This window comes from Acetobacter pasteurianus (assembly GCF_009914215.2).
Lineage (GTDB): Bacteria > Pseudomonadota > Alphaproteobacteria > Acetobacterales > Acetobacteraceae > Acetobacter > Acetobacter pasteurianus.
On the sequence record NZ_CP039846.2, the window covers coordinates 433990 to 460293 of the forward strand.

The following is a 26304-nucleotide window of genomic DNA, read 5'->3' on the forward strand; positions in this document are numbered from 1 at the left end:
GACGAGAATGAGGGCGAGATACATGCTTTTGCAACATGTTATGGAAAGGGCCAGAAACCGTGGAAATACTTTTGCGTCAGAAACATATTCGTCCCACGAAATGAACTGTTGCAAATACAACACGGTTATGGCTTGTAATCACTAAGAGTATGAAGCTTCGGGTTCCTATTTTGGAACTGATCGTTTTATACGGCTTTAGGCATCTAGCTGGACCTGCCCGCTGAAATGGTTGGTGGGTTAGTCGAACAGATGAAATATTGAGGACCAAAAAATGCGTCTCCGCACGGCGTTACTTGCAACGACACTGATGGCAGCGGCTCCGGCGGCCGCATCTGCCACCACGATTACAGGCCCGTATGTAAACGTGGCCGGTGGTTATAACCTGGTTCAGAATCAGCACGCTCACCTCAACGGTGCAAACGCTGCTGGTGCCCCTCCGGGTGGAACCTCCTCTCAGCTGCGCCACAACACCGGCTTCACCGGTTTTGGTGCGTTCGGTTGGGGCTTCGGCAACGGCCTGCGCGCTGAAGTTGAAGGCGTTTACAACTACTCCAACATTGACCACCGTCCGGGCACATCCGTTCCTGGCCATACCCGTGGTTCCGACCAGTCCTACGGCGGTTTCGTGAACGTGCTGTATGATATCGATCTGAAGCAGTTCGGTATTGATGCACCTGTGACCCCGTTTGTTGGTGTTGGTGCCGGTTACCTGTGGCAGCACTACAACCCGATCGACACCCACTATGCTAACGGTTCCCACACCCGCATCGGTGGCACGAACGGTGGCTTCGCTTACCAGGGTATCGTCGGTGCCGCTTATGACACGGGCATCCCGGGCTTCCAGGTGACCACGGAATACCGCATGATCGGTCAGCCGGGTTCCTTCATGGACGGTGCGTTCCACTACTCCGGTTCCAAGGGCACCGGCGGTAACGTGAACTTCGATCACCGCTTCAACCACCAGTTCATTCTGGGCCTGCGTTATGCGTTCGATACAGCTCCGCCGCCGCCGCCGCCGGCTCCGGTTGTTGCTGCTCCGGCTCCGCTGCCGGCTCGCTCCTACCTGGTGTTCTTCGATTGGGATAAGTCTGTCCTGACCGCTCGCGCTCGCCAGATCGTGGCAGAAGCTGCTCAGGCTTCCACCCACGTTCAGACAACCCGCATCGAAGTTAACGGTTACACCGATAACTCCGCTGCTCACCCCGGCCCGCGCGGTGAAAAGTACAACCTGGGTCTGTCCCTGCGTCGTGCTGACAGCGTGAAGGCAGAACTGATCCGTGACGGCGTTCCGGCTTCCGCCATTGACGTGCACGGTTACGGTGAAGCTCACCCGCTGGTTCCGACCGGCCCGAACACTCGCGAACCGCAGAACCGTCGCGTGGAAATCATCCTCCACTAATCGGCCTGCTTCCGGTTTTCGGAAAAAAGAAAGGGGTGCCTTCGGGCACCTCTTTTTTTATGTCTGCTTTTTCTGCATTCCAGTTTAAAGCTTTATGCCATGAGCAATGCATCCCCCTCTCCTTCTGCCGCCACAACCAAGCTTATCCGCCTGATAAAGTTTGGCATGGTGGGCAGCCTTGGTTTTTTGTGGGATTCCGGCACCGTTTACGCATTGCGTCCGCTCATTGGGCTTACGGCTGCAACGTTGGTAGCCTATTTTGTGGCAGCCACGCTTAACTGGGTTTTTAACCGAATCTGGACATTCAAAGGCGCAGGCCATCATGAGCACCCTGTGTTGCAGTGGCTCAGATTCCTAAGCGCCAACAGCCTTGGTTTTTTCCTCAACCGCGGCACTGTTTACCTGCTTTTCTATGTTTTCCCGTTTTGCATGCAGCATCCCATTATTGCGCTGGCCGCAGGGGCCGGGGCCGGTATGCTGGCCAATTTCAGTATGAGCCAGAAAATTGTCTTTCGGGAAAAACCGCCAGCTTCTGCGCTGGAATTGGCTGAAATGTCAGTTGAAATTTCACCCCCAACCCCACATCAAACATCCGATACATAATTTGGCCATATCACCGGCCATTCTCTGCCCTCTTTCAGATCAGCGCAGTGTGCGCTACATCAGGAGCACAGGTTAAGAGAACCTTGCCGTTTTCATCTGGCCGTGAGGCCCCTTTCCGCAAGTGTGGAAGCATCACGTGCCCAACCAGTTTCAGGATCGTCTGCCTCACGCCATGCTGACAACAAACGAAATTCGCACCGCTTTTCTGGAGTATTTTGCCAGCAACGGTCACCAGATTGTACCTTCATCGTCTCTGGTTCCCAAGAACGACCCCACCCTGCTGTTTACCAACGCGGGTATGGTGCAGTTCAAGAACGTGTTTACCGGCCAGGAAACGCGCCCCTATTCTCGCGCAACCACTGCGCAGAAGGTTGTGCGCGCCGGCGGCAAGCATAACGATCTGGACAATGTGGGCTATACAGCACGGCACCACACGTTTTTTGAAATGATGGGCAATTTCTCCTTCGGTGATTACTTCAAACCCGAAGCGATTGAATTTGCGTGGAATCTGGTCACCAAGGGCTTCAACCTGCCCAAAGACAAGCTTCTGGTCACTGTATTTGCAGAAGATGAAGACGCCGCAGGCCTGTGGCGCTCCATTGCCGGGCTGGATGACAGCCGCATTATCCGCATTCCTACATCAGATAACTTCTGGCGTATGGGCGATACCGGCCCTTGCGGCCCTTGCTCGGAAATCTTTTTCGATCACGGCCCGGATGTTCCCGGTGGCCCGCCCGGCTCCCCCGATGAAGATGGGGATCGGTTTGTCGAAATCTGGAACCTTGTGTTCATGCAGTATTTCGAAGACCCACCGGGCACACGCTCCCCGCTGCCGCGTCCCTCTATTGATACAGGGCTGGGGCTGGAACGCTTTGCCGCCATCATGCAGGGCAAGCGCGATAACTACGATACAGATACGTTTGTCGCCCTTATTCAGGCTTCGGCAGATCTCACACATCAGGCGGTTGATGGCCCATTCAAGGCCAGCCACCGCGTTGTGGCCGACCATCTGCGCTCTACCGCCTTCCTGATTGCCGATGGCGTGCTGCCCTCCAAGGATGGCCGTGGTTATGTGCTGCGCCGTATCATGCGCCGCGCCATGCGCCACCTGCACATGATGGGCACCACAGAACCCACGTTCTACAAGCTCCTGCCGGCTCTCATCCAGCAGATGGGCGGTGCGTATCCTGAACTGGTGCATGGTGAAGCCCTGATCCGTGAAACCATGCGCGGTGAGGAAGAACGCTTTAAAGCCATGCTGGATCGTGGCCTGCACCTGCTGGAAGAAGAAAAATCTCATCTGGCCAGTGGCGCATCCCTGCCGGGTGATGTGGCCTTCCGCCTGTATGATACGTTTGGCTTCCCCCTTGATCTGACGCAGGATGCCCTGCGTGGTTCCGGCCACGATGTGGACGTTAAGGGCTTTGAAGAAGCCATGGCTGTGCAGCGCCAACGCGCCCGCGCAGCATGGACAGGCTCTGGCGATATAGCCGTAGAAACCATCTGGTTTGAAGCGCGTGACAAGTTCGGGGCTTCCGAATTTCTGGGCTACAACACGGAACAGGCGGATGGTGAAGTTCAGGCCGTTATTGCTGGCAATGAATTCCTGAAAGAAGCCCCGGTGGGTTCTGAAGTAGCTGTGCTGCTGAACCAGACACCCTTCTATGGTGAAAGTGGTGGTCAGGCTGGTGATACCGGCTTCCTGACGGCCTCTGGCGTTAAAGTGGCCGTTACGGATACGCAGAAAAAAGCTGGGGATCTGATCGTGCATTACGGCACGGTTACGGAAGGCACATTGCGCCCCGGCATGGCTGTAACTGCCACGGTGGACCATGACCGCCGCAGCGCCATTCGCGCCCATCACTCCGCTACCCACCTGCTGCACGAAGCCCTGCGCCGCCACTTGGGTGCGCACGTGGCCCAGAAGGGCAGCCTGAACACCGCCGAACGCCTGCGCTTTGACGTAAGCCAGCCCCGCCCGATTACGGATGAGGAACTGGCAGCCATTGAAGCCGAAGTAAACAACCGTATCCGCGATAACTCGCAGGTTGTCACACGTTCCATGACACCGGATGAAGCCATTGCCGAAGGGGCTACCGCCCTGTTTGGTGAAAAATACGGTGATGAAGTGCGCGTGGTTTCCATGGGCGCTGGGGCCGACAACAAAAGCCCGTGGTCTATGGAACTGTGCGGCGGCACGCATGTAAACCGCACAGGGGATATCGGGCAGTTCCGCATTGTTTCAGAAAGCGGTGTTTCCGCTGGCGTGCGGCGTATTGAAGCCGTGGCTGGTAAAGCTGCGCAGGACCTGACTATTTCTAACGAACAGCGCCTGACCCAGATGGCCGCCATGATGAAGGTTTCTGTGGCCGATGCGCCAGAACGTCTGGCCGCTGTGCTGGAAGAACGCCGCCAGATGGAAAAACAGATTGCCCATCTGCAGCGCCAACTGGCCACCGGTAATGTTGCTGCGGCTGGTGTAGACAAAATTGGTGCGGCGCGTCTGGCCACCCGCAATGTGGGTGAAACGCCCCCGCGTGAACTCAAAGGGCTGGCCGAAACCATTCTCAAGCAGGGCAATGCCGATGTGGTGGTGCTGATTTCCACCGCAGATGGCAAAGGCAGTGTTGTGGCCGCCGTTGGTCCGGAAATGGTGGAAAAAGTAGATGCCGTAGCCCTTGTGCGTGCTGCCAGTGCTGCCATGGGCGGCAAAGGTGGTGGCGGGCGGCGCGATATGGCGCAGGCTGGCGGCCCGGATGCTCAGGCGGCCGATGCCGCTTTTGCCGCCGTGCGTGAAGCCCTGAAGACCATGGCCTGAAACATCGGCCAGACGGGAAGGAACTCCTTGGTGCCTTCCCGTTTTCTTTCCTTCATGTTGGCTTTCGCGTAAGGATTACTCCATGTCGCTACTTGCTTCGCTAAAACTTGTTGTTGCGCGCCCACACCGGGAAGCGCGCCCTTTCCTTCTGGCATCTGGTGCCACGGCTGCTTTGGCCTACTGGGCTGGCCGTAAACTGCGCTGCCCGGTATTGCGCAACGTGGGCCATGCCAGCGCAGGCTTTTTTGGCTTCTGCCTGTATTTCTTCCGTGATCCGGAACGCGTCACCCCCGCGCGTAACGATGTGGCTGTGGCCCCGGCTGATGGACACATTGTTTCTATCGAAAAAGTAGCCCCGCCAGCAGAGCTGGATATGGGCACAGCACCGGTATGGCGCATTGCCACCTTCCTTTCCGTGCTGGATGTGCATGTTAACCGCATGCCTGCCGCTGGCACAGTTACGCGGGTGGCCTATCACCCCGGCCTGTTCCTGAACGCCAGCCTGGACAAGGCTTCCGAACAGAATGAACGCAATGCCCTCAGCCTTACCCTGCCCGATGGCCGTATGATGGCTGTGGTGCAGATTGCCGGGCTGGTGGCACGCCGCATTGTCTGCTCCGTAAAGGAAGGCGACAAGGTGGAAGCTGGTGAGCGCTTTGGCATTATCCGCTTTGGCTCCCGCACTGATCTGTATCTGCCGCCGGGTGTGGAACCTCTGGTTTCTGTCGGGCAGACAATGGTAGGCGGTGAAACCGTCATGGCGCGGTTGTAAAACAGAGCAATCGTGACACAACCTTCCTCATCTCCTTCTGCTCCTGCGCAGCAGACTTCCGAAACACCGCGCCGTCGTCGCCGTTTGCGGCGGCGGGTCCGCAGCAAAATACGTGGGCCATCCTTTAACCGGCTCATTCCCAATATTCTCACCATGTTGGGGCTTTGCGGTGGCCTTATGGGCATGCGTTTTGCGGTGGACGGGCGTTTTCAGGCCGCTGCCGTGGCCTTGCTGATTTCCGCTTTTATTGATGGGCTGGATGGCCGCATTGCCCGGCTGCTACGCGGTTCCACCCGCTTTGGCGCTGAGTTTGACAGCCTGTCGGACTTTTTGTGCTTTGGGGTGGCGCCTTCCTTCCTGCTGTACTTCTGGGCATTGAAGGATGGCGGGCGGTATGCCTTTTTGCCGTGCATTATGTTTACCGTATGCATGGCGCTCCGGCTGGCGCGCTTTAACGCCAATCTGGATGGTGAGCATCATCAGCCCAAATATGCCAGCAACTTCTTTACCGGCGTGCCCGCACCCGCAGGTGCCGGGCTGGCTCTTTTCCCGCTCTTTTTGGGGCTGGAAGCACAAAAGCTGGGGATAGACTGGCTTTATCGGCTAACACGTCTGCCGTGGATTCCCACGCTCACCTTGGCAAGCACAGGGCTGCTGCTGGTTTCTACTTTGCCGGTCTGGTCGTTCAAAAACTTCAAGGTGCCTGCCCAGTATGTTCTGCCCCTTATGCTGGGCACAGGGCTGTATGCTGTAGTGCTGGTGGCAGACCCGTGGGCCGCTTTGGCCGCTGCGGGCGTGATTTACGTTTTTCTTCTGCCCCTTAGCCGCCTGAGCTTTCTACGGCTTAAAAAAGCGGCAGAAGATCTGCAAACCGATGAAGACGACATAGAAGAAACCCCAGCACCTTCACACGGCTGAGGTTTCAGTTTCCTTTGGGGGTACGGCCTGTTTGCCAAACAGAGAACACAGGCCGTTTAAAACATCCTGAGGCGCAGGCGGGCAGCCGGGTATTTTCAAATCTATGGAAACCCGGCGCTCCAGCCCACCCAATACCGTATAATTTTCAGGAAACACGCCGCCATCCAAGGCGCAGCTTCCTACGGCAATCAGCCCTTTGGGGGTTGGCATGGCCTGCCATGCAGCTTCCAGCACCGGGGCCATGGCACGGGTAAGCGCGCCCGTTATCAGCAACACATCGGCATTGCGGGGCGATGTTACAAAGCCAAAACCTGCGCCTTCCATATCGTATGGCGCATATCGCAGGGCCTGAAGTTCCATTCCGCAGCCGCCACAGCCGCCTGTATCAACATGGAACAGAAGCAGCGGCCAGCGTGGGCCTACGGGCTTCATGCGCCGCATGTCCTGCCTGAAGGCTGCATCAAATACCGCGCGTATCAGCCCCATGTGTTTTTGCCTTTCATTCCGCCCGCCTGCACTGCTTACTGATCCAGCGCTGCTGCGTTGATATCCAATGATCGTGCAAGCAAGGCAACATCATCTGGCTGATGGCCCGGCAATATGGCCTCAAACGTCAACAAAGCGGCAGAAGATGGATTGCGGGCAAACACCTGTTCCACCCGGCCCTCTTTTAGGCGTACCCAGTACAGAATACCGCCCCACGGGCCTTCCACCATGCCTGTGCCTTCACTATCCTGCATGGAAAGCTGCACACTGCCACCTGCTGTAAGCCCGATGCGGGATGCCACTTCATCCAGCATGCGCAGGCTTTCGCCCACTTCTTCCAGCAAAAGCATGGCGCGGTCTTCCGCCGTGCCGTCCTGCCTGCCAGAGGTAAAACGCCATATGCCTTCATAACCCGGCATCATGCGGCGGCCATCACAATCCCACCCGGCGGCACGTGCTGTGGGGCCATCCAGCCCCACACGCTCCAGCAAATCTGCCGTAACCTTACCCATGCCTGCCAACTGCATGGAAAGGCCCGGATATTCCTGCCACAAGGCCAGCAAGGCCGGATAGTCACGCTCTGCCACTTCACACAGGCGGCCACACATATCACCCATTTGCGTCGCATGACGCAGGGAGAGGCCACCGGGCGCGCAGACATCCATCAACAGGCGTGAACCGGTAATGGGCGCGGCTTCCTGTATCAGTTTTTCACGTAACCCCATGCAGCCAGAGGCCACCAACCGCGCCCCAACCAGACGCGCCATATCCGCCAGCAGAAAAAGATGGTGACAAATACGTTCCAGTTCCAACAAGGCAACACGTAGCAGACGGATTTCCGGGCCTACCTGCTCCTTGCATGCATCTTCCACAGCCAAGCAAAACGCCACCTGATGCGCTACAGATTGCCCAGCCGCCACACGTGCGCTGAGTTTGCAGGCATCTTCCACACGGCTATTGCGCCAGCGCAGTTCCATGCCTCTATGCGCATAACCGGTTACGGTTTCCGCTGCGCGAATACGCCCTTCTTGCATGGCCAGCGCCACATGCAAGGGTGGTTCCATACCGCCTGTGGCTGGGCCCCAGCCATCTGCCATATCACCCTCTTGGTGCATATGCTCAGCGGGCTGGAAATGGATAAGCCCTTTTTGCCCACCCCCTGCACCCGGATGCTCCGCCAAAGGTGTTGAGGATGACCATACATCATGGTCCAGCAAGGGCCTTACATCGGTTGCCCACATGCCCTCTGCGCCATACAGATCATAAATGCGGCGTTCATACAGGCAGGAAATATCTCTTGCGGGGGAAAGTGCGGGGTATCGGCCATCTTCCAGCGCCAACGTGGCCGCCAATGGCTGACCATCTGGCAGAAACAGTGCGTGCACATCTGTGCCATCGCACCACAGCCCTACAAATGGCAGATCATCATGCTTGAGCGCATCTACCAGATCACGCCATGCCATTTCTTGCAGCCTAAAACGCCACGGAGTTTCCGTTTCTTCACCCGCCCAGATATGAGAAGCTGCATTCATATCAGAAAGCTCCCAGCATCATGGCCAGTGGCACCAGCAGGCCCGTTGCTGTCAGCACGGAGCAGGCCACACGCCCGGCGGCATCCTGTGGCCAGAAGTGATGCGTAATATCCCGCGCAGGCACAGCCCGCGTAACCGCCGCCAGAATGCCCGCAACCGTAAGCAGCGCCAACGGCCATGACCAATCGCTCATCATGGAAAGCAGAAGCAGGCACCCCACAAACGGTGCGCCGGGTGGAAAACATGCCAAGGTGTTAACGGCCCAGCCACGGCCCGCACGCCCACCACCAGCAAGGCACCAGCCGCATAAAAACAGCAAAGCCGCCACATCGGCCTGAATACCAACGGCTATTAGCGCCAGTGCGGATGGAAAGGTGCGGAACAGCCTTTGCCTGTCTGGAAAGCGCCCAGCACAGGCGGTAAGCCACACAGAAAGCAGGCCACACAGCACAAGAGCTGTTTCAAACGCCTCGCCCCCATGCGTGCGCAGGCGCATGGCCAGCAGCAAAGCCGCCCCTGCAAAAGGCAGAAACAGGAAGGTATCGTTTTCATCCTGCCAGAATTGCCCAAACGGAGAAAGGCCGGTAAGCACAACCAAACCACAGGCCATCAGCAAGCCAGAAACAACGGTGTTAGCTGGCAATAGCAGGCCGGAAAGCACCAAAAACGTGCCAACCGAGCCATTGCGAATAAGCCCCCACCCCATTCTGGCCTGCCCAGCCGGGCGGGTAAAAACAAACACGCCCCATGCCAGAGCGGCTTCCAGAATACCCAAGCCCACAGCAGGGTCTGGCGCAATACAGGCAAGCCCCGCCAAAGCAGTGGAAACATGCGGCAGGCTACGCACCAGCCTGTCATGCAGGATGCCGTTTTCAAGCACCATCAATAGCAGGCCAAAAGCCAGCATCACACGCCCGGCACGCTGTACGGGGTCATCATCCCACCCAGCGGCCACTGCGCCCGATGCGGGAAACACAAAAACTGCCAGCGCCAGAACGCAGCCTATGGCGGACATCCATATTGCCAGCTCACGGCTGCGCGCCACAGGCACCGCACATACGGCTGCTGCCCCCAAAAAGGGCCACACAAATGCCAGTGCCGCCAGAAACATGCCTGCCCCTGCTGTGCCTGTCATGCTGCATCTCCGTTCTTTTCTGAAGAGTCGGGAGAAGATTTTTTACGTGCAGAAGGTGGGCGCAACGGCACCACGCGCGGCATAATACGGTGGATGCACATGCCCCCAAGCACAGCCACAACAGCACCGGCCAGCCCAGCTACACCCACCACAGAGGGCTGAGACGCCTGCACGCCGCACAACAGCACCCCCTCAACACAGGTAAGCAACCCGGCCCACTGCCACACCATGCTTTGCCGGCAGATAACAGAAACCAGACCAGCCACAACCACGCATAAACTGGCAGGAAACACCGCAACACCTGCGCGCGTGCAGGCCAAAAGCAGCAACACCATCAGCCCCAGTGCAAAAAACGGTATGGCACTTCCCGTACGTTCCCGCGCGGCATCATGCTGATAGCGCAGCAAAAACAAAATCGGCCCGATGGCAAACACCACGGCCATAGCCGCCCCGGCCTGTTGCAAAGGCGTATGCCCATCCACCAACATGGCGGCGGCTGCAACCAAGCCCAGCAAAGGCAAAAACCCGATACCGCGCGCCACAACGCACAGTGCCAGCAAGGGCATGAGAATGGCGGCCAGTGTCATGAAGGTTCTCCTTCTGGCGCTGGCTCTGTGGAATAGCCTTGGGTGTTTTCATCCTCCACGTTGTGGTTTTCCGGCTCCGCAGGTGGAGCAGCAACGTGAGAAGACGTGACCTGCCACGCCAGAACGCCCAGCAGAAAAATGGCTCCCAGCCGCACCCGTGCCCTGCGCCCTGCTGGCAGCAACGCCATACGCAACACGGCCAGCATAAGGGATGCCACAAGCAGCTTGAACATCCATAGGCCCAAGCCTTCCACACATTGGGTCAGCCAGTTTTCCGCCCCGCTTTCTCCCGGCATGGCCAAGCTGCCTGCCCATGCCACATCTGCCGCCAGCGTAACCCAGCACATCTGCATGCAATCTGCGGCCAAAAGCCACATGGCTCTATCCGGGCCAGAAAGTGTGGCAGAGGCTGTTTGCTCATCCTGCCTTGCCAAGGCTGTTGCCAGAAACAGCGCCACACCTGCCAGAACGTAAGGCGCACCTTCCGTAATGGGAGAAAGCACATGCAGCCTGCCCAGAAAGGCCACCAGATCATGCGCTCCGGTTAGCAACAGCACGGGGGTTAATACGGGCAATAGCAACGCATCTGCCACAATGGCCGCGCACCCTTGTTGTGCGGCAGAGGCCTCCTGCACAGCCTGAGGCAGATCCAGCAAAACACCTACGGCCACCAGAATGGTGCACACAAGCAGCATACCCGGCGCAGGAAAGCCCGGCATAGTGAGTGTAAATACAGGCACCAGCCCACAGGCCAACACCGCCAGCACCAACGCCAAGGCACAAAAAACGCCATTCAGCCCATCTTGCCGCCCGTATAGTGAAGGACGGCGAAACTGATGCCAGATTTCCTGCCATCTCCCCCCTGCGGGAAAGCGCGGTTCACCTACCAATCGACCGGCAAGACGATGCACCCACCCAGCAAACCACGGCGCCACCAGCACCATAAGGGCCGCCTGAATAGCCAGAGCCGCAACGCAGCCAAACGCCCAGCCCCATGTCAAATCCTGCTTCATTTTCCTACAAACAGCCCCACCAGCAGGCCACCACCCAAAAGCAGCAGAATCAGCACAAGGCCCTGTGTTTCACACCATTCGGCCCCTCGAAACAACCAGCGCCTGCCATAGCGCAGGGCCACGCGGCCACGGCGGGCCAGCCTTCTGTCCTTTCGGGTTTCTGTTGCAAGCCCAAAAAGCGCCATGCAGGCGGGCCATAAAGGGGCAGTACCTTCGTAAGAAACCGTATGGCCTTCAGCAGGCTGGATGATAGGAGCACCTTGGCGCCACACTGGCACTGGCTTGATAACACGCCCAAAAGGCAGAAAGCCCAGCAGCCGCACCAACAGGGCAGCAGCGGCCAAAGCCGCGCCCAATGCCAACAGTGTAAAAACAGGCGTAAAGCTGGCCCCTCCGCCTTCCAGCCAGATTGTGGCAATGCGGTTCCACTTGAGCGGCGGCACAACAGGCCCGACCACCAGATGATCTGCCAGCGAAAGCCATACCCCCGGCAACAGCACAAGCAACAGGGCCGCTCCGGCACATATCCAGCTTGGCCACACAAACTCAGCCGCCACAGGGGCCTGATGTGGCTGAAAAACGGTGGAAGGAAACAGTAGCGCGGCACCAGCCCGCAGCAACCCTGCCCCCATAAGCACCATAATGCTGCCCAGCAGCGTAAGCAGCAGCATTATGGTTAATGCGCCCACGGGTTGCGCCACGGCAATGGCATCATACGCGCCAACAAGCAGGCTCCATAAAACGGCAAACCCGCCAAATGGCGGCATAATGGAAAACAGCATTAACAAGCCCGCAACCAGCACATGCCCAGAAAGAGAGGCAATACGGCGCTTGGGTTCTGCCTGCTGCCATTGGGCCAGCCATAGCAAACCAATAAGGGCCAGCATGGGCGCGCCCATACCCAGAATAATGGCCATACGGAATGTTTCCATACCACCAAAGCTGGAAACCAGAGCCAGCGCAACAGCCACCACCAATATGCCATACCACGCAGCACACAGGCCGGATGCAATACGTGCCAGCCCCTTATCCCGCATGGCTTGCAGAGTGCCTGTTGCCGCCACCAAACATCCGCTCGCCACCAGCATGACCTGCGGCAGCACGGAAAGTTCGCCCACCTCTGCCAACAGACGGCCCAGCAAAAACAGCCCCACCATGCCGGGCAACACAGCCGTAGGCCCTTTTTGCACAGAAACCGCCCAGCCCATCAGCAGCACTGTCAGGCACAAAAGCGGTACGCAAAACGGGCTATCAGCGGGAATACAGGCTGGCAGCACGGCAAATGGCAGGCACACACTGCGCCACCCACCTGCGGCCAGAAGCACCAATGCAGTGCCGGTAAGCAACCCGAAAACAAGAGGCGAAAGGGCCAGAAAGCCCACACCCACAAACACGCAGGCCAGTGCCGCGGCACCGCTACCGGCTACGCCACCGGCAAATGCCAGCAAAACAAGCATGGGCAAGGCCGGACCATCCAGCCCGAAAACCGGAAACCAGCTGAGCTCCCCCTCCAGCTTGCACGCAGCCCCCACAATGGCCAGCACGCCAGAAAGCGCCCACAGGCCACCCATAATTTCTGCCCGCCAAACCGCAGCGCCGCGCAGAAGCCTGTCTGGCAGCACTGCAAAAACGCCCAGCGCAGCAAATATTGCCAGCAAACTGCAAAGAACAAAGGAGGTGAAAATGGAACCCGGCCCCAACCTGCTATGAAATCCGGCGGATAACACCATGACAGCCGGTTAATGACAATCTATTCAGCGCCGCGAAATGCGCGAAACGTATTTTCTGTCCTGTATCGCCTTTGCGGTGCCCCTTACCGGCAACAGAGAGCGGGAGAGCCAACGCTGCCGCAGCCTTACTGGGAGAGAGAGTGCTGAATACTCATCCCGCACCGCTTCCACCAGTATCAAGCTACCGGCGCCGGGGCATAGCACCTTGCCCGCAATATCCATTTTTCGCCCGTTATGGCGCATCCAGCGCATGGCACCCGTGGGCAGAAAAAGGGCTTCATCCCACTGTTCTGGCTTGAGCATGGCCGCAGCCAGCATTTGCCTGAGACATCGACGCGAAAAAGCCGCATCGTGCCTAAATGGCGTGCCCCGCAACCGCGCCCGGCCACCAAAACGGCTGGGCACAATTAACAGCAGCCTGCCATCATGTTTCATCACCTGCCCGGCAGCCCGCAGAACAGACACCGATTGTTTGCGATCATCCAGTGCGTGCACCATTAGCACGCGGTCAAACTGCTCGGGTTGAAACGGCAGGCTGTGCATATCCACCACACAGCTTCTGCCTAAAGGAGGTGCCGCGCCCCATTGCGGCGCATTGCCCGCAACCAAACAGGCTGGTGTGTTTTTACCGCTCTCCAGCTTTTCCAGATACGCAGCGGCATGCCCCAAACCCAGCACGGCGTGCTGCTGCCCCAGATCTGGCCAGAACCAGCGCAGGCGTTCACCAACCAGAGCCAGAAAACACTGGCCTCTTGCTGTTGTGTAAAAACTGCTTTCCGGCGGCATGACATCGAGCATTCTGCATGTCTATCATACGGTTTGTGACCCCGTCATGATTTGCCTTCCCTATTCCCAAACTTTCACAGCAGGAGTTTTCCCCATGCCTTTGGATGTTCAGGCCATTCCCGTTCTATCCGACAATTACGCGTGGTTTCTGCGTGATACGGAAACAGGCGCCACCGCAGTAGTAGACCCCGGAGAGGCCACACCCGTTGCCGACTTTATTGAAAAGGAAGGCGGACGGCTGGATCTGATTTTGCTCACGCACCATCATCATGACCACACCGGTGGCGCAGAAGCGCTACGCCAGCGCTATCATGCGCGTGTGGCTGGCCCTGCCGCCGAACAACAACGTATGCCGCCACTGGATATTACACTGCATGACCAAGACAGCATTGCCGTAGGGGCATGCACAGGCACTGTTATTGCTGTTCCGGGCCATACGCTGGGACATATTTGCTATGACTTCCCCAACCCGCCCTCTCTATTTTGTGGAGATACGCTGTTCAGCCTTGGCTGTGGCCGACTGTTTGAGGGCACTGCCGAACAGATGTTTGAAAGCCTGCACAAGCTGGATGCTCTGCCAGATGCAACGCGCGTGTATTGCGGGCACGAATACACGTTGGGCAACAGCGCCTTTGCCCTGCATGCAGAGCCACATAATGCGGCCCTGAAGGAACGTGTGACCGAAGTGCGCCGCCTGCGAGCGGAAAACAAACCCACCGTGCCTTCCACATTGGGGATGGAACGCGCCACCAACCCCTTTTTACGCGCGCAGAACGTGCAAGCCTTTGCCCAACTGCGCCGCGAAAAAGATACATTCTGACCTCTTCAGTTTGCAGGGGCGTGCCCGGCTTGTGCTGCGGTTTCCTGCGCGGCATGCCGCGCCGCCTGAAAAACAGGTTGCAAGGCAGAAACGGGCAGTGTTCCCAACTGCATGGTGCCGTTACGCAACATAAGTGGCATTTGCAGGTTGCCCGGCTGCTCCCGCGTAACACGCGCCAACATAGTGGCCATGCCCGTGGCCTCCTGCGCGGAGAGTGTGCCTTCACGCCGCAAATTTTCTAAAAAGGGCTGCCAGTTTGCAACGCTCAGCCAGAAATCACCCGTGGGGTGTAAAAGTTCTCCGCCGCGCACCTGCCCTGTCATGTTCAGGTTAAGGTCTCGCCAGTGGGCTGTAAAACGCTGCACCAACACATCAGGCCATGCAGCCGCACCACTGGATGGAAAAATGCTTTCGCGCACATTTGTGGTCGGCCCCGGTATAGCAATAGCAGCCTGCACATGCTCCAGCACTGTTTGCCACCCCGTTATGCCCCACCGTTGAGCCTTAACAAAAACGGCAGCCGTGCTTTGTTCCTGCGTGGCCCGCATGTTCCAGAAGGCTTTGCCACGCACATTTTGCAGAACCATATCTCCCATATGGCTGGCACCGGCAGGAAACAGCACATGCAGGAACGGTGCCTGAAAAACGGCATGGCCTGCCGCCTTTCTGCTTAACGGAAGATCAAGCTCTATGGGGTCTCCCTCCATACGCAGCACAACGGGAGCATCTTCCCCTTCCTGCTCATTATGGAGGGTTTCCATCACCATTGGGCTAATCAGCCGCACATGCACGAAAAAGGGCCGCCAGAACGCGGTATCTGCCGTAACGCGGGCCGCCGCATAAATGATCTGAAAAGCAGAAGACCGCGCAGCTAATAACGGCGTGCACACCATGCGCATATTTTGCGTATCCAACTGCGCATACCAAGGCCATCCATTTACCGCGCCGGATGAGTAATGTGCCTGACACCCCGATGGCATGTTATCTGCCTGCTTTTGCAGATACTGCGCACTTGCCCACCAATAGCCACTTAAAACCAGAAAGCAGCCGCCAGCCCCCACTGCAACACTAAGAAGCTTTTTTTTCATTCACACCCTTTTCCTGAACATTCATGGCAGTTTTCTACAGAGTCCCGCCTTTTATCCACAGGCAAGGGTGCTTCGCCCTTATTGTGTCACATTCACACAAATTTGGAGGGAAAACCTGATGCTGTTTTTTACGGGAAAACACCGCCCCCCTAAAAAGCCCTTGATATGAAAGACAAAAAGACGACAGTTTTGTCTTTCACAAAAAATTTACAAAGTATTCGTTTTGCATTTAACAGATGTTTACAGAAAAACCGCCCCGATTACTGATGTGATCGCACATATGGTCAAAAGAAATTCCACAAAGTTATCCACATGCTTTGGGGGTTTATCCCCCGTCATCAGGCTATGGGCTGGAATGTTTTTTCCTGTTCACGCCATCCTGCTTCAATATCCGCCAACAGGGCGGCGCGCTTGGCTGGGCCTACGGCTGGGCCAATGGCAATGTGCAAAACGCCAGAGCGCTTGAAAAACGCATTGCGCCCCCAGAACAGGCCAGAATTGGTGGCAACCGGAATAACCGGCAGCTTGGCGTGGTTGGCCATAGCGGCAATGCCCGGCTTAAGCGCCACGTGCTCACCCGGTGCCGTGCGTGTGCCTTCAGGAAAAATAATAATCTGCCGGTTTGCCTTCAGCGCTTTGTCTGTTTCCTGCAACAACATACGCATGGCCTTGGCCCCTGCTGCACGCTCAATGGGCATCATACCAGTTAAAACCAGCATAGGGCCAAGCAAGGGAATACGCCGCAATTCACCCTTCATGACATAACAGGGGCGGGGCAGCAGCAACATCCATACCAGCGTATCAAAAGCGGATTGATGTTGAGAGGCAATAAGCGCCGGACCATTGGCAGGCAGATGCTCCAGCCCCGTAATTTCCACCTTTACGCCGCAGATACTGCGAAACAGCGCCAGAACAAGCCGAGACCACAATTTTGCATAAGGCAGCGCCAGCCCATGCGCAAACCAGCGGATGGGAAAAGCCCCAACGCCCATAAGCAGCGTAAGCAGAAAAGCCAGAACGTTAAACAGAACGGAACGAAGCACAGACATTCAAAAAACCCGGCGTAGCCTCAAAGATCATTCAGGACATGTTGCATCTGGACACCAGAAAAAAAGCCCATATGCAAGCGGCAAGCATGCAGGGGCTGCATCTGCCATGCCGGTTTCGGCTGGCATCCACCTGCCCCACGCTGTATAGAAAAGCCCGATCTGCACAGGAAGACAGGATAACATGAGCGATTACAAGGTTAAGGATCTCTCTCTCGCTGAGTGGGGCCGCAAGGAAATTTCCATTGCCGAAGGCGAAATGCCCGGCCTGATGGCCCTGCGCGAGGAATACGGCCAGAGCAAGCCGCTGAAAGGCGCACGCATTGCCGGCTGCCTGCACATGACCATCCAGACCGCCGTGCTGATTGAAACACTGGTGGCCCTTGGCGCCACGGTCCGTTGGTCATCTTGCAACATCTTCTCTACGCAGGACCACGCTGCGGCTGCCATTGCTGCTGCGGGCATTCCCGTATTTGCATGGAAAGGCCTGTCGGAAGAAGAATTCTGGTGGTGCATTGAACAGACAGTGAAGGGCCCCGATGGCTGGACCCCGAACATGATTCTGGATGACGGCGGTGATCTGACCGTGCTGATGCACGACAAATACCCCGAACTGCTGGCCAACGTGAAAGGCCTTTCTGAAGAAACCACAACAGGTGTGCACCGCCTGTGGGAAATGCAGAAAAAAGGCACGCTGAAGGTTCCGGCCATTAACGTGAACGACAGCGTTACCAAATCCAAATTCGATAACCTGTATGGCTGCCGCGAAAGCCTGGTGGACGCAATCCGCCGTGGCACAGACGTGATGATGGCTGGCAAGGTTGCCGTTGTTGCCGGTTATGGTGATGTGGGTAAAGGTTCTGCTGCTTCCCTGCGCAATGCAGGCTGCCGCGTTCTGGTTACGGAAGTAGACCCTATCTGCGCCCTTCAGGCTGCCATGGAAGGCTACGAAGTGGTGACGATGGAAGAAGGTGCACCCCGTGGTGACATCTTTGTCACCGCCACCGGCAACGTGGACGTGATTACGCTTGACCACATGCGCGCCATGAAAAACCGCGCCATTGTGTGCAACATCGGGCACTTTGATTCTGAAATCCAGATCAACGCGCTGCGTAACTTCACGTGGGACAACATCAAGCCGCAGGTGGACGAAGTTGTGTTCCCCGATGGCAAGCGCCTGATTGTGCTGTCCGAAGGCCGTTTGGTGAACCTTGGCAACGCCACGGGCCACCCCTCCTTCGTGATGTCCGCTTCCTTCACCAACCAGACACTGGCCCAGATTGAACTGTGGACAGCCCCGGAAGGTAAATACGAAGCCAAAGTGTACACCCTGCCCAAAAAGCTGGATGAAAAAGTTGCTGCCCTGCATCTGGCCAAGGTTGGCGCACACCTGAGCAAGCTGAACAAAGAGCAGGCTGAATATATTGGCGTGCACGTTAACGGCCCGTTCAAGCACCACGACTACCGCTACTGATTTTTTAAATCGGTGCACAAAAAGGGGTATGGGCTGCCAGTTGGCCCATACCCCTTTTTTTATATTCTGCCTGCTTTGCCTGTGCGGCAGAGGCTGCCTTTTTCCGGCCATGTCTTGTAAAAAAACTTAATATTCAGAAAGCATTAAGCGCTCTATGCAACAAGCAATGCTGCTGTATGCTTAGGGGTATTGCATGGCTTGCCTTTAAGCATTCTGCTTCTTGTATTGTAAAAGTCATGCTGGCTCTTGCGAAAGGATTTCTGAACATGAGCATTTTTGGCTCCATTCTCTCCGCCATTTTCCATCATGCCAAGGCTGCCACGCCAGACACCACATCCCCTGCTAATGCTGGCGCACAGCCTTCTGCTGCTGCCGCTGCGGCTCCGGGCACCATTCCGCCTGCTGGCACGCCGGTAAATGTTGATGCCGTGCTGGCCGATATGGCTGCAAAAAATGGCCAGAACCTGAACTGGCAGGAGTCCATTGTGGATCTGCTGAAGCTTCTGGGCCTCGACAGCTCCCTGGATGCCCGCAAGAAACTGGCTGGCGAACTGGGCTATACGGGTGACACGAACGACAGCGCCACCATGAACGTATGGCTGATTAAAGAAGTGCGCCAGAAACTGGCCGAAAACGGCGGCAAAGTGCCTGCTGGCCTGTAATATCTGGTAAGAAAAACCAGTTTTACCGGTTAAAACAAAAGGCGTGCTGCTTACGGGCGGCACGCCTTTTTGTTGCGGCATAAGGCAGGCACAGGCGGCGTTTGGTTTCAGCCGCTAAACATTACGCCCTGCCCGCCCTTTAATTACCCACGCGCAGCTAATTTGGATGGGCCTGCATTTTCCTTAAGTGCTGCGGTTTTATCTGAATCCGGGTGATAATCAGCCGAATCCACCACCACTACGGCGACGCCAGAAATAGCGGTGGGTTTTCTATCTGGCCGCAACAGGGCTTTAAAACGCATATCCACGGCAGCCCATTGCTCATATTCCGCATCTATCAGGCCGTGCTTATCAATAAACACGTTTAACGATGCCGGAATACGAATGCAGCCTTCAGATGCCGTATGGCCGAGCCGTTGTTCCAGATAAACGGGATCTGTTGCGTGCATTTCCAGCCGGATCTGGCCTTTTTCCCGGCTGGGTAGCCAGCCTTTTTCGGCCCACTGCCAGCCAAAATCCCACACCCGCATGCCCTTGATACCGTTACCGCGAATACCATTTTCATTTTTGGTGCCAAGCGCGCGGTAGCCAAGCCGATCAGCCGTGTTGGTGAACACCCCGGTGGGCGTAATGTAATAATACTTGCGCCCCGTAGTGCCTGTAGAAACCTTGGTGCTACCAATAACCTGCCAGTCTGGATCATTCGGCAAGGCCAGAATCAGGCACAGGCGCTGCACCGAAGGATTACGATCCACCACTACCAGCACCTGAGGCCGATCAATAACGTATCCGGCCTGCTCCAACTGCTGGCGGGCCAATGCAATCCATGCGGTTTTACGTGCGGTTGAAACTTTAAGGGCTACGGGCACTTCATGCCGGAAATCCCGCGTAAGGCCATCAGCTTCCTTACGGGCTTCTTCATTATCCACCACAGGCATTGGGGGAAGCTGCGCGGCTTCCTCTGGCGGTGGTGTGTAAGGCACATGGCCATCCGGCGCTTCCTGCGTGGGGGCCGGAGTTTGCGCGCCATCACCCTGTATGGATGATTTTTCTGGCCGGGATTCTTCGGTTTGAGAGGCCGCATCTGGCGCAGGCGTTTGGGCCGCAGCAAGCCCGCCCGGTGCCAAAAGCAGGCTACCAGCCATTGCCCATACAGTTGGATGCCTTGGCACGAACATGCCACCTCTCTCCCATCTTCTGAATAGGAGAGAGTATGGCACCACTTTCAGTTAGAAGGAAACTTTCAGATGTTGATCGCGCGGTTGTCAGCACCCAGCGCGGCTTCCTTCACGGCTTCACTCAGGGTTGGATGTGCGTGGCACACGCGGCCGATATCTTCGGCAGAGGCCCCAAATTCAATGGCCATTGTGGCTTCGGCAATTAGTTCGCCAGCACATGGGCCAATAATGTGCACACCCAGAACACGGTCTGTCTGCTTATCTGCCAGCACCTTTACAAAGCCATCCGTCATGCCCAAAGCGCGGGCACGGCCATTGGCCATGAAGGGGAACTTGCCGATTTTGTAAGCCACGCCCTTGTCTTTAAGCTGCTCTTCCGTAAAGCCAACGGAAGCAACTTCCGGCCATGTGTAAATCACACCCGGAATGGCATCGTAATTCACATGCCCAGCCTGACCAGCCAGCAGTTCTGCCAAGGCCACGCCTTCTTCTTCTGCCTTATGGGCCAGCATAGGGCCTGCAATCACATCGCCAATGGCGTAAATGCCCGGCACGCTGGTGGTGTAATGGGCATCCACCTCAACACGGCCACGCTTATCCAGCGCAATACCGGCTTCTTCCAGACCCATGTTCTTGCTGGCAGCCGTGCGGCCTACAGCAACCAGAACCACATCGGCCTCAAGTGTTTCGGCAGCACCACCGGCTGAAGGTTCAACCGTCAGCACCACGCCTTTTTTGGTTTTTTCGGCTTTGGTGACCTTATGGCCCAGCTTCATCTTGAAGCCCTGCTTCACCAGCAGTTTCTGGAACTGCGAGGCCACTTCGTTATCCGTACCCGGCACCAGACGATCAAGGAATTCAACAACGGTTACGTCGGCACCCAGACGGCCCCATACACTGCCAAGTTCCAGACCAATTACGCCGCCACCAATCACCACAAGGCGCTTGGGCACTTCGGAAAGTTCCAGTGCACCGGTAGAGGTGACAATAACTTTCTCATCTATTTCAATGCCCGGCAGGTTGGCACTGTTGCTGCCGCTGGCAATAACAATGTGCTTGGCAGTTACCGGCTTGCCATCCACGCTCAGGCGGCCTGTGCCTTCCACCTTGCCGTGGCCTTTCAGCCAGGTGATGCCATTCTTCTTGAACAGATATTCAACGCCCTTCACGTTGGCGCCCACAATATCTGCCTTACGGGCCTGCATACGGGCCAGATCCAGCTTTACGCTATCAATCACCACACCATGCGCGGCAAAATCGTGCCCGGCTGCATGATAATTTTCGGAAGACTGAAGCAGCGCCTTGGACGGAATACAACCCACATTCAGGCAGGTGCCACCAAGTGTTGCACGCTGTTCAACACATGCCACTTTAAAGCCAAGCTGTGCAGCACGAATGGCGCACACATACCCACCCGGGCCAGCACCAATCACCACCACATCGTAATCTGTTTCTGCCGGAGCCTGCTGTGCTGGTGCGGCTGCGGCGGCTGGTTTGGCTTCTTCTGCCTTGGCAGCAGGTGCAGCTTTTGCAGCGGGGGCAGAACCAGCGGCACCGGCTTCCAGCGTAGCCAGCACAGCGCCAACTTCTACTTCATCACCTTCTTTAACGGCATGATTTTCAAGCCGGCCAGATGCCGGAGCAGGCACTTCCACGCTTACTTTATCTGTTTCCAGCTCAACAACTGGTTCATCTACCTTTACAGCTTCACCCGGCTGCTTCAGCCACTTCCCCACCGTGGCGGTCGTAACGCTTTCTCCAAGTGTGGGAACTTTAATTTCAATAGGCATGGGTCTCGTCTCGCTCACGTAGGGATATGCAGAAAAATTGGCCGAAGGGGCACGTATTCACCCCTTCGGCAACCGCGCTATCAGACTTCAATCAGAAGGCGGCGGGGGTCTTCCACGTTCTGCTTCACCCGCACAAGGAAGCTGACGGCTTCCTTGCCATCTACAATGCGGTGATCATAAGAAAGGGCAATATACATCATCGGGCGGATCACCACCTGCCCGTTCACTGCCACCGGGCGTTCCTGAATGGAGTGCATGCCCAGAATACCGGACTGAGGTGCATTCAGGATGGGGGTAGACAGCAGAGAACCGTAAATACCGCCATTGGTGATGGAGAAGGTGCCGCCAGAAAGCTGATCCAGCTTCAACGTGCCTTCACGCGCTGCCTTGCCAAAACCTGCAATGGTTTTTTCAATTTCGGCATAGCTCATCTTATCGGCATCACGGATAACCGGCACCACCAGCCCGTTTGGCCCACCCACGGCAATGCCGAGGTTTACGAAATCACGGTAGATGACATCATCACCGTCAATTTCTGCGTTAATGGCCGGGAACTCTTTCAGGGCAGCCACAACAGCGCGGGAGAAGATGGACATATAGCCCAGCTTGACACCGTGCTTTTTAACAAACGAGTCCTGATATTCGGCACGCAGCGCCATGGCGCCGGACATGTCGATTTCATTAAACGTTGTCAGCATGGCCGCCGTGTTCTGTGCTTCCTTCAGGCGGCGAGCAATGGTGCGGCGCAGGCGCGTCATCTTCACGCGTTCTTCACGCGGGTCATCATTACGCGGCGGCTTGGGGGCTGCGGCTGGTGTTGCAGCCTGCGGGTTGGCCAAAAAGCCCAGCACATCCCCTTTGGTAATGCGGCCACCAAGGCCGGTGCCTGCAAGCTGCTGTGCGCTCAGGCCGTTTTCAGCCATCATCTTGCGGGCTGCGGGCAGAGCAGCACCGGCATCTACTGCCGGAGCCGGGGCTGCGGCCTTAGGTGCTGGTGCGGCTGCTTTTGCCGGAGCGGCAGCCGTTACGGGTTCTGCTTTCTTTTCCGGGGCAGCGGCTTTTGCGGCTGGTGCAGTACCGGCCTTGGCGGGTTCCAGCGTGGTCAGCAATGCGCCCACTTCTACTTCCTGGTCTTCCTTGGCAGCCTGTGGGCCCAGAATACCAGCCTGCGGCGCAGAAACTTCCACGCTCACTTTATCGGTTTCCAGCTCAACAATCGGTTCATCTGCCTGCACCGCTTCGCCCGGCTGCTTCAGCCACTTGGCCACGGTTGCTGTGGTTACGCTTTCACCCAGTGTCGGCACCTTGATCTCGACAGACATCCTGTTCCCCATCTTCTTTTAAATCCCCGGTGCCACTTTAACTTTTGGCAGTGGCACCGGGGTGCGCCCGTATTTGCGGGCTATTTTCTTCAATTCAGCCTAATCCGGTTCAGCCAGACTTTTTCAGCCCCAATGCGCGTTCAACCAGATCCGCCTGCTCTGCCGCATGAATACGGGCAAGGCCGGTGGCCGGGCTGGCTGCTGCGGCGCGGCCCACATATTGCGGGCGGCCTGCCTTATGGCCTGCGGCAGCAAGGGCTGCTTCAATCCGCCTGTCTGCAAAATGCCATGCACCGCCGTTTTCCGTTTCTTCCTGACACCAGACAATGTCTGCTTCAGGATAGCGCTTAAGTTCGGCGGCAAGGGCTGCTTCCGGGAAGGGGTAGAGTTGTTCCAGACGCAGGATGGCAACATCCTTGATGCCTTTTTCCCGGCGTTCGGCCAGCAGATCGTAATAGACCTTGCCAGAACAGATCACCACGCGGCGCACCTTGTTATCGGCGCCCAGATCATCAATTTCGCCAATCACGGGTTTAAAGCGTGTGCCCGGACCAAAATCTGCCAGAGCGGAAACCGCAAGTTTGTGCCGCAGCAGAGACTTGGGCTCCATCAGGATCATCGGCTTGCGGTAATCCAGCTTGAGCTGGCGGCGCAGGGCGTGGAAGTAGTTTGCGGGCGTGGTGATGTTGCAAACAAACATGTTATTTTCAGCACAAAGCTGAAGATAACGTTCCAGACGGGCAGAAGAATGTTCCGGCCCCTGCCCTTCGTAACCATGCGGCAGCAGCATGACCAAACCGGACATACGCAGCCACTTGGTTTCACCCGAGGCAATGAACTGATCGATAATCACCTGCGCACAGTTGGCAAAATCACCAAACTGGGCTTCCCACAGCACCAGCGTTTGCGGGTTGCGCACGGAATATCCGTATTCAAACCCAACCACGCCGTATTCTGAAAGAAGCGAGTTCCAGATTTCGATTTTCGCCTGCTTGTCCTGAATATGGTTCAGCGGCGTAAACGGTGTCTGGTTAACCTGATCCGTCCATACGGCATGACGCTGGCTGAACGTGCCACGCTGGCAATCTTCGCCGGAAAGACGCACACGGTGGCCATCCAGCAACAGGGAGCCAAAGCCCAGAGCCTCACCGGTTGCCCAGTCAAACCCTTCACCCGTGCTGAACATGTTTGCCTTGGCCTTGAGCTGGCGGGCAATTTTGGAATTCAGGTTGAAGCCTTCTGGCACTTTTGTAATGGCTTCGCCAATTTTGCGCAGCGCATCCAGTGCAACACCGGTTTCGGGGAAGGCGCGTTCCGGATCATGCCCAGCAGCCACCAAGCCTTTCCAGCCACCTTCCAGCCAGTCTGCCTTGTTCACCTTGTAAGACTGGGCAGCTTTGTAATCTTCATCCAGCTTGGCGTGGAAGGCATCCCACTGGGCCTTCACTTCGTCATCCGTCACAACACCTGCTTTTACAAGGCGTTTTGCATAAAGCGTGTGCGGCGTATCATGCGCGGCAATGGCTTTATACATGACCGGCTGAGTGAAAACTGGCTCATCCGTTTCGTTATGCCCGTGGCGACGGTAGCAGACGATATCCAGCACAATGTCACTGGCAAAAGCCTGACGGTAATCCGCAGCAAGGCGAGAGACGTAAATCACCGCCTCGGCATCATCACCGTTTACATGCAGCACGGGAGCTTCAATGGATTTTGCAACATCGGTGCCGTAAATGCCCGAATGCCCACATTCCGGATTGGTGGTAAAGCCAATCTGGTTGTTCACTACCATATGGATGGTGCCACCCGTGCGGTAGCCCGGCAGTTGGGACATGGCGAAGGTTTCGTAAACAATGCCCTGCCCGGCAAACGCGGCATCACCGTGGATGATAACGCCAAGGCTGGACAGGCGTTTTTCCGTATCACCCGCATCATCCTGAATGGCACGCACCTTGCCGCACACAACCGGATCCACTGCTTCCAGATGAGAAGGGTTGGGCTGGAGCGAGATATGCACCGCCTTGCCTGCCACATCCACATCTGTGGAGGAGCCAAGGTGGTATTTAACGTCACCCGAACCTTCAACATTGTCTGGTTTGAAGGAACCACCGGCAAATTCGTTAAAGATGGCCACGTAAGGCTTGCGCACCACGTTAACCAGCGTGTTCAAACGGCCACGATGCGCCATGCCGATGGCAACGGATGTCACCCCCTGGCTGGCACAGGAATCAATAATGGCGTGCAGGGAAGGAATGGAGATTTCGCCCCCTTCCAAACCAAAACGCTTCGCACCCACATAGCGCTTCTGGCAGAAAGCCTCAAAACCTTCGGCTTCTGTCAGGTTGGCCAAGATAACCTTCTGCTCTTCCACTGTTACGTGGGCGCGCCAGTTATCGCCTTCCAGCCGCTTGCGCAGCCATTCGCGCTGTTCGTGGTTACGGGCATACATGTATTCCGCGCCAATGCTTTCGCAATACACAGAGCGGAGTGCCGCAATAACCTCGGAAACCTTGGCCGTGTTCTTGCCCTTGAGCAGCGGATCAAGCAGTGACCCAATGAACACTTCGCGGTTCAAGTCTTTTTCACCAAAACCATATGTGGCGGGGTCCAGCTCCTCGGTTTTATGAGGTACCTTCAGGCCCAGCGGATCAAGCGAGGCTTCCAGATGGCCGTATTCACGATACGCACGGATCAGCCGGGCAATGGCCAGACTATCCTGCGCGGCCAACCCACCAGCCGGGCCACCTTTTCCTTTCGGAGCAGGTGCGGGTTCATCCCCCGTGATAATGGAAGGGCGTGGTGCCCAAGAGGCTCCAACGGCATCCTTCAGCACTGCGGCTTCATCATCGCCCAATGAGCTGAACAGAATATCGAAGGACGGATCCACACTTTTGGGATCTTTTGCCCACTGGGCATACAGATCCGCAAGGTAAGCGATATTGGCACCGTTAAGAGCGGTTGCCAGTACGTCCGAAACCGCCATCTCACATTCCTCCTTGCCACGGGGCACATACGCGCCGTTGGCCAGATATTGCGTCGTTCTCCACCGTAAACCGGACCATTTTTTCTTCACTCCGCCCCATAGCGCGGAGCGTCCCCTGTGTCCTTTTTGCCGGAAAGCCATCCCGCTTCCGGCTTGTTCTGT

General features: G+C 56.8%; 21 protein-coding genes. 8 read left to right on the plus strand and 13 right to left on the minus strand.

Features of this window, described 5'->3' with window-relative positions; all coding sequences use genetic code 11:
- The first annotated feature begins 271 nt into the window (after positions 1-271).
- The 5 genes from FCN51_RS15480 to FCN51_RS15500 all read left to right on the plus strand — a co-directional run bounded on the left by FCN51_RS15480 (position 272) and on the right by FCN51_RS15500 (position 6510).
- On the plus strand, positions 272-1399 hold the full coding sequence (locus tag FCN51_RS15480; RefSeq protein ID WP_012812684.1) for an OmpA family protein: 1128 nt from the start codon (positions 272-274) through the stop codon (positions 1397-1399).
- Positions 1400-1498: 99 nt separating this feature from the next.
- Positions 1499-2002, plus strand: a complete 504-nt coding sequence (locus FCN51_RS15485; RefSeq protein WP_124305800.1) for a GtrA family protein — start codon at positions 1499-1501, stop codon at positions 2000-2002.
- Positions 2003-2174: 172 nt separating this feature from the next.
- On the plus strand, positions 2175-4820 hold the full coding sequence (gene alaS, locus FCN51_RS15490) for an alanine--tRNA ligase (RefSeq protein ID WP_160257141.1): 2646 nt from the start codon (positions 2175-2177) through the stop codon (positions 4818-4820).
- An 82-nt stretch (positions 4821-4902) separates the two neighbouring features.
- Positions 4903-5592, plus strand: a complete 690-nt coding sequence (locus FCN51_RS15495; RefSeq protein ID WP_003628347.1) for a phosphatidylserine decarboxylase — start codon at positions 4903-4905, stop codon at positions 5590-5592.
- Positions 5593-5604: 12 nt separating this feature from the next.
- A complete protein-coding gene (locus FCN51_RS15500) occupies positions 5605-6510 on the plus strand; it encodes a CDP-alcohol phosphatidyltransferase family protein (RefSeq protein WP_003628349.1) in 906 nt (301 codons plus the stop codon).
- Here FCN51_RS15500 and FCN51_RS15505 read toward each other — a convergent pair.
- The 7 genes from FCN51_RS15505 to FCN51_RS15535 are packed head-to-tail and all read right to left on the minus strand — an operon-like array spanning position 6499 to position 13791.
- Positions 6499-6996, minus strand: a complete 498-nt coding sequence (locus FCN51_RS15505) for an NADH-quinone oxidoreductase subunit B family protein (protein WP_160256297.1) — start codon at positions 6994-6996, stop codon at positions 6499-6501. The genes FCN51_RS15500 and FCN51_RS15505 overlap by 12 nt on opposite strands.
- Before the next feature lie 35 nt (positions 6997-7031).
- Positions 7032-8528 (minus strand): hydrogenase large subunit, encoded by a 1497-nt coding sequence (locus FCN51_RS15510; RefSeq protein ID WP_160256298.1) that lies wholly within the window; start codon positions 8526-8528, stop codon positions 7032-7034.
- Position 8529: 1 nt separating this feature from the next.
- Entirely contained in the window at positions 8530-9663 is a 1134-nt protein-coding gene (locus FCN51_RS15515) for a hypothetical protein (protein WP_003628353.1), read from the minus strand.
- Positions 9660-10250, minus strand: coding sequence for a hypothetical protein (locus FCN51_RS15520; RefSeq protein WP_160256299.1), 591 nt, complete (start codon positions 10248-10250; stop codon positions 9660-9662). Before FCN51_RS15520 ends, FCN51_RS15515 begins: the two co-directional genes overlap by 4 nt.
- Positions 10247-11263, minus strand: coding sequence for a hypothetical protein (locus tag FCN51_RS15525; RefSeq protein ID WP_310257781.1), 1017 nt, complete (start codon positions 11261-11263; stop codon positions 10247-10249). The genes FCN51_RS15520 and FCN51_RS15525 overlap by 4 nt, the downstream gene beginning before the upstream one ends.
- Positions 11260-12993, minus strand: coding sequence for a hypothetical protein (locus tag FCN51_RS15530; protein ID WP_160256300.1), 1734 nt, complete (start codon positions 12991-12993; stop codon positions 11260-11262). The genes FCN51_RS15525 and FCN51_RS15530 overlap by 4 nt, the downstream gene beginning before the upstream one ends.
- A 24-nt stretch (positions 12994-13017) precedes the next feature.
- A complete protein-coding gene (locus tag FCN51_RS15535; RefSeq protein WP_160256301.1) occupies positions 13018-13791 on the minus strand; it encodes a methyltransferase domain-containing protein in 774 nt (257 codons plus the stop codon).
- 82 nt (positions 13792-13873) lie between these two features.
- Here FCN51_RS15535 and gloB point away from each other — a divergent pair, with 82 nt between their 5' ends.
- Positions 13874-14599 (plus strand): hydroxyacylglutathione hydrolase, encoded by a 726-nt coding sequence (gene gloB / locus FCN51_RS15540; protein WP_160256302.1) that lies wholly within the window; start codon positions 13874-13876, stop codon positions 14597-14599.
- 5 nt (positions 14600-14604) lie between these two features.
- Here gloB and FCN51_RS15545 read toward each other — a convergent pair whose 3' ends face one another.
- Both FCN51_RS15545 and FCN51_RS15550 read right to left on the minus strand, forming a co-directional pair.
- The gene (locus FCN51_RS15545) at positions 14605-15687 is read right to left on the minus strand and encodes a DUF2125 domain-containing protein (protein WP_160256303.1); all 1083 of its coding nucleotides are present in this window, start codon (positions 15685-15687) and stop codon (positions 14605-14607) included.
- Positions 15688-16025: 338 nt separating this feature from the next.
- On the minus strand, positions 16026-16736 hold the full coding sequence (locus FCN51_RS15550) for a lysophospholipid acyltransferase family protein (RefSeq protein ID WP_124295182.1): 711 nt from the start codon (positions 16734-16736) through the stop codon (positions 16026-16028).
- Positions 16737-16917: 181 nt separating this feature from the next.
- Between FCN51_RS15550 and ahcY the strand changes: the two genes are divergently transcribed.
- Together ahcY and FCN51_RS15560 are read left to right on the plus strand one after the other, a co-directional pair.
- Entirely contained in the window at positions 16918-18207 is a 1290-nt protein-coding gene (gene ahcY / locus FCN51_RS15555; RefSeq protein ID WP_003628366.1) for an adenosylhomocysteinase, read from the plus strand.
- 176 nt (positions 18208-18383) lie between these two features.
- Entirely contained in the window at positions 18384-18869 is a 486-nt protein-coding gene (locus FCN51_RS15560) for a DUF3597 domain-containing protein (RefSeq protein WP_003628367.1), read from the plus strand.
- Between the two features lie 143 nt (positions 18870-19012).
- Here FCN51_RS15560 and FCN51_RS15565 read toward each other — a convergent pair whose 3' ends face one another.
- The 4 genes from FCN51_RS15565 to FCN51_RS15580 form a co-directional block, all read right to left on the minus strand.
- Positions 19013-20047, minus strand: coding sequence for a L,D-transpeptidase (locus FCN51_RS15565; protein ID WP_020944630.1), 1035 nt, complete (start codon positions 20045-20047; stop codon positions 19013-19015).
- A gap of 65 nt (positions 20048-20112) precedes the next feature.
- Positions 20113-21837 carry a dihydrolipoyl dehydrogenase gene (gene lpdA / locus FCN51_RS15570; RefSeq protein WP_004448962.1) on the minus strand — a complete coding sequence of 575 codons (1725 nt, stop codon included), beginning with the start codon at positions 21835-21837 and terminating at the stop codon, positions 20113-20115.
- Positions 21838-21917: 80 nt separating this feature from the next.
- A complete protein-coding gene (gene odhB, locus FCN51_RS15575; RefSeq protein WP_160256304.1) occupies positions 21918-23159 on the minus strand; it encodes a 2-oxoglutarate dehydrogenase complex dihydrolipoyllysine-residue succinyltransferase in 1242 nt (413 codons plus the stop codon).
- 109 nt (positions 23160-23268) lie between these two features.
- Positions 23269-26142 (minus strand): 2-oxoglutarate dehydrogenase E1 component, encoded by a 2874-nt coding sequence (locus tag FCN51_RS15580; RefSeq protein WP_003628374.1) that lies wholly within the window; start codon positions 26140-26142, stop codon positions 23269-23271.
- Positions 26143-26304 lie beyond the last annotated feature (162 nt).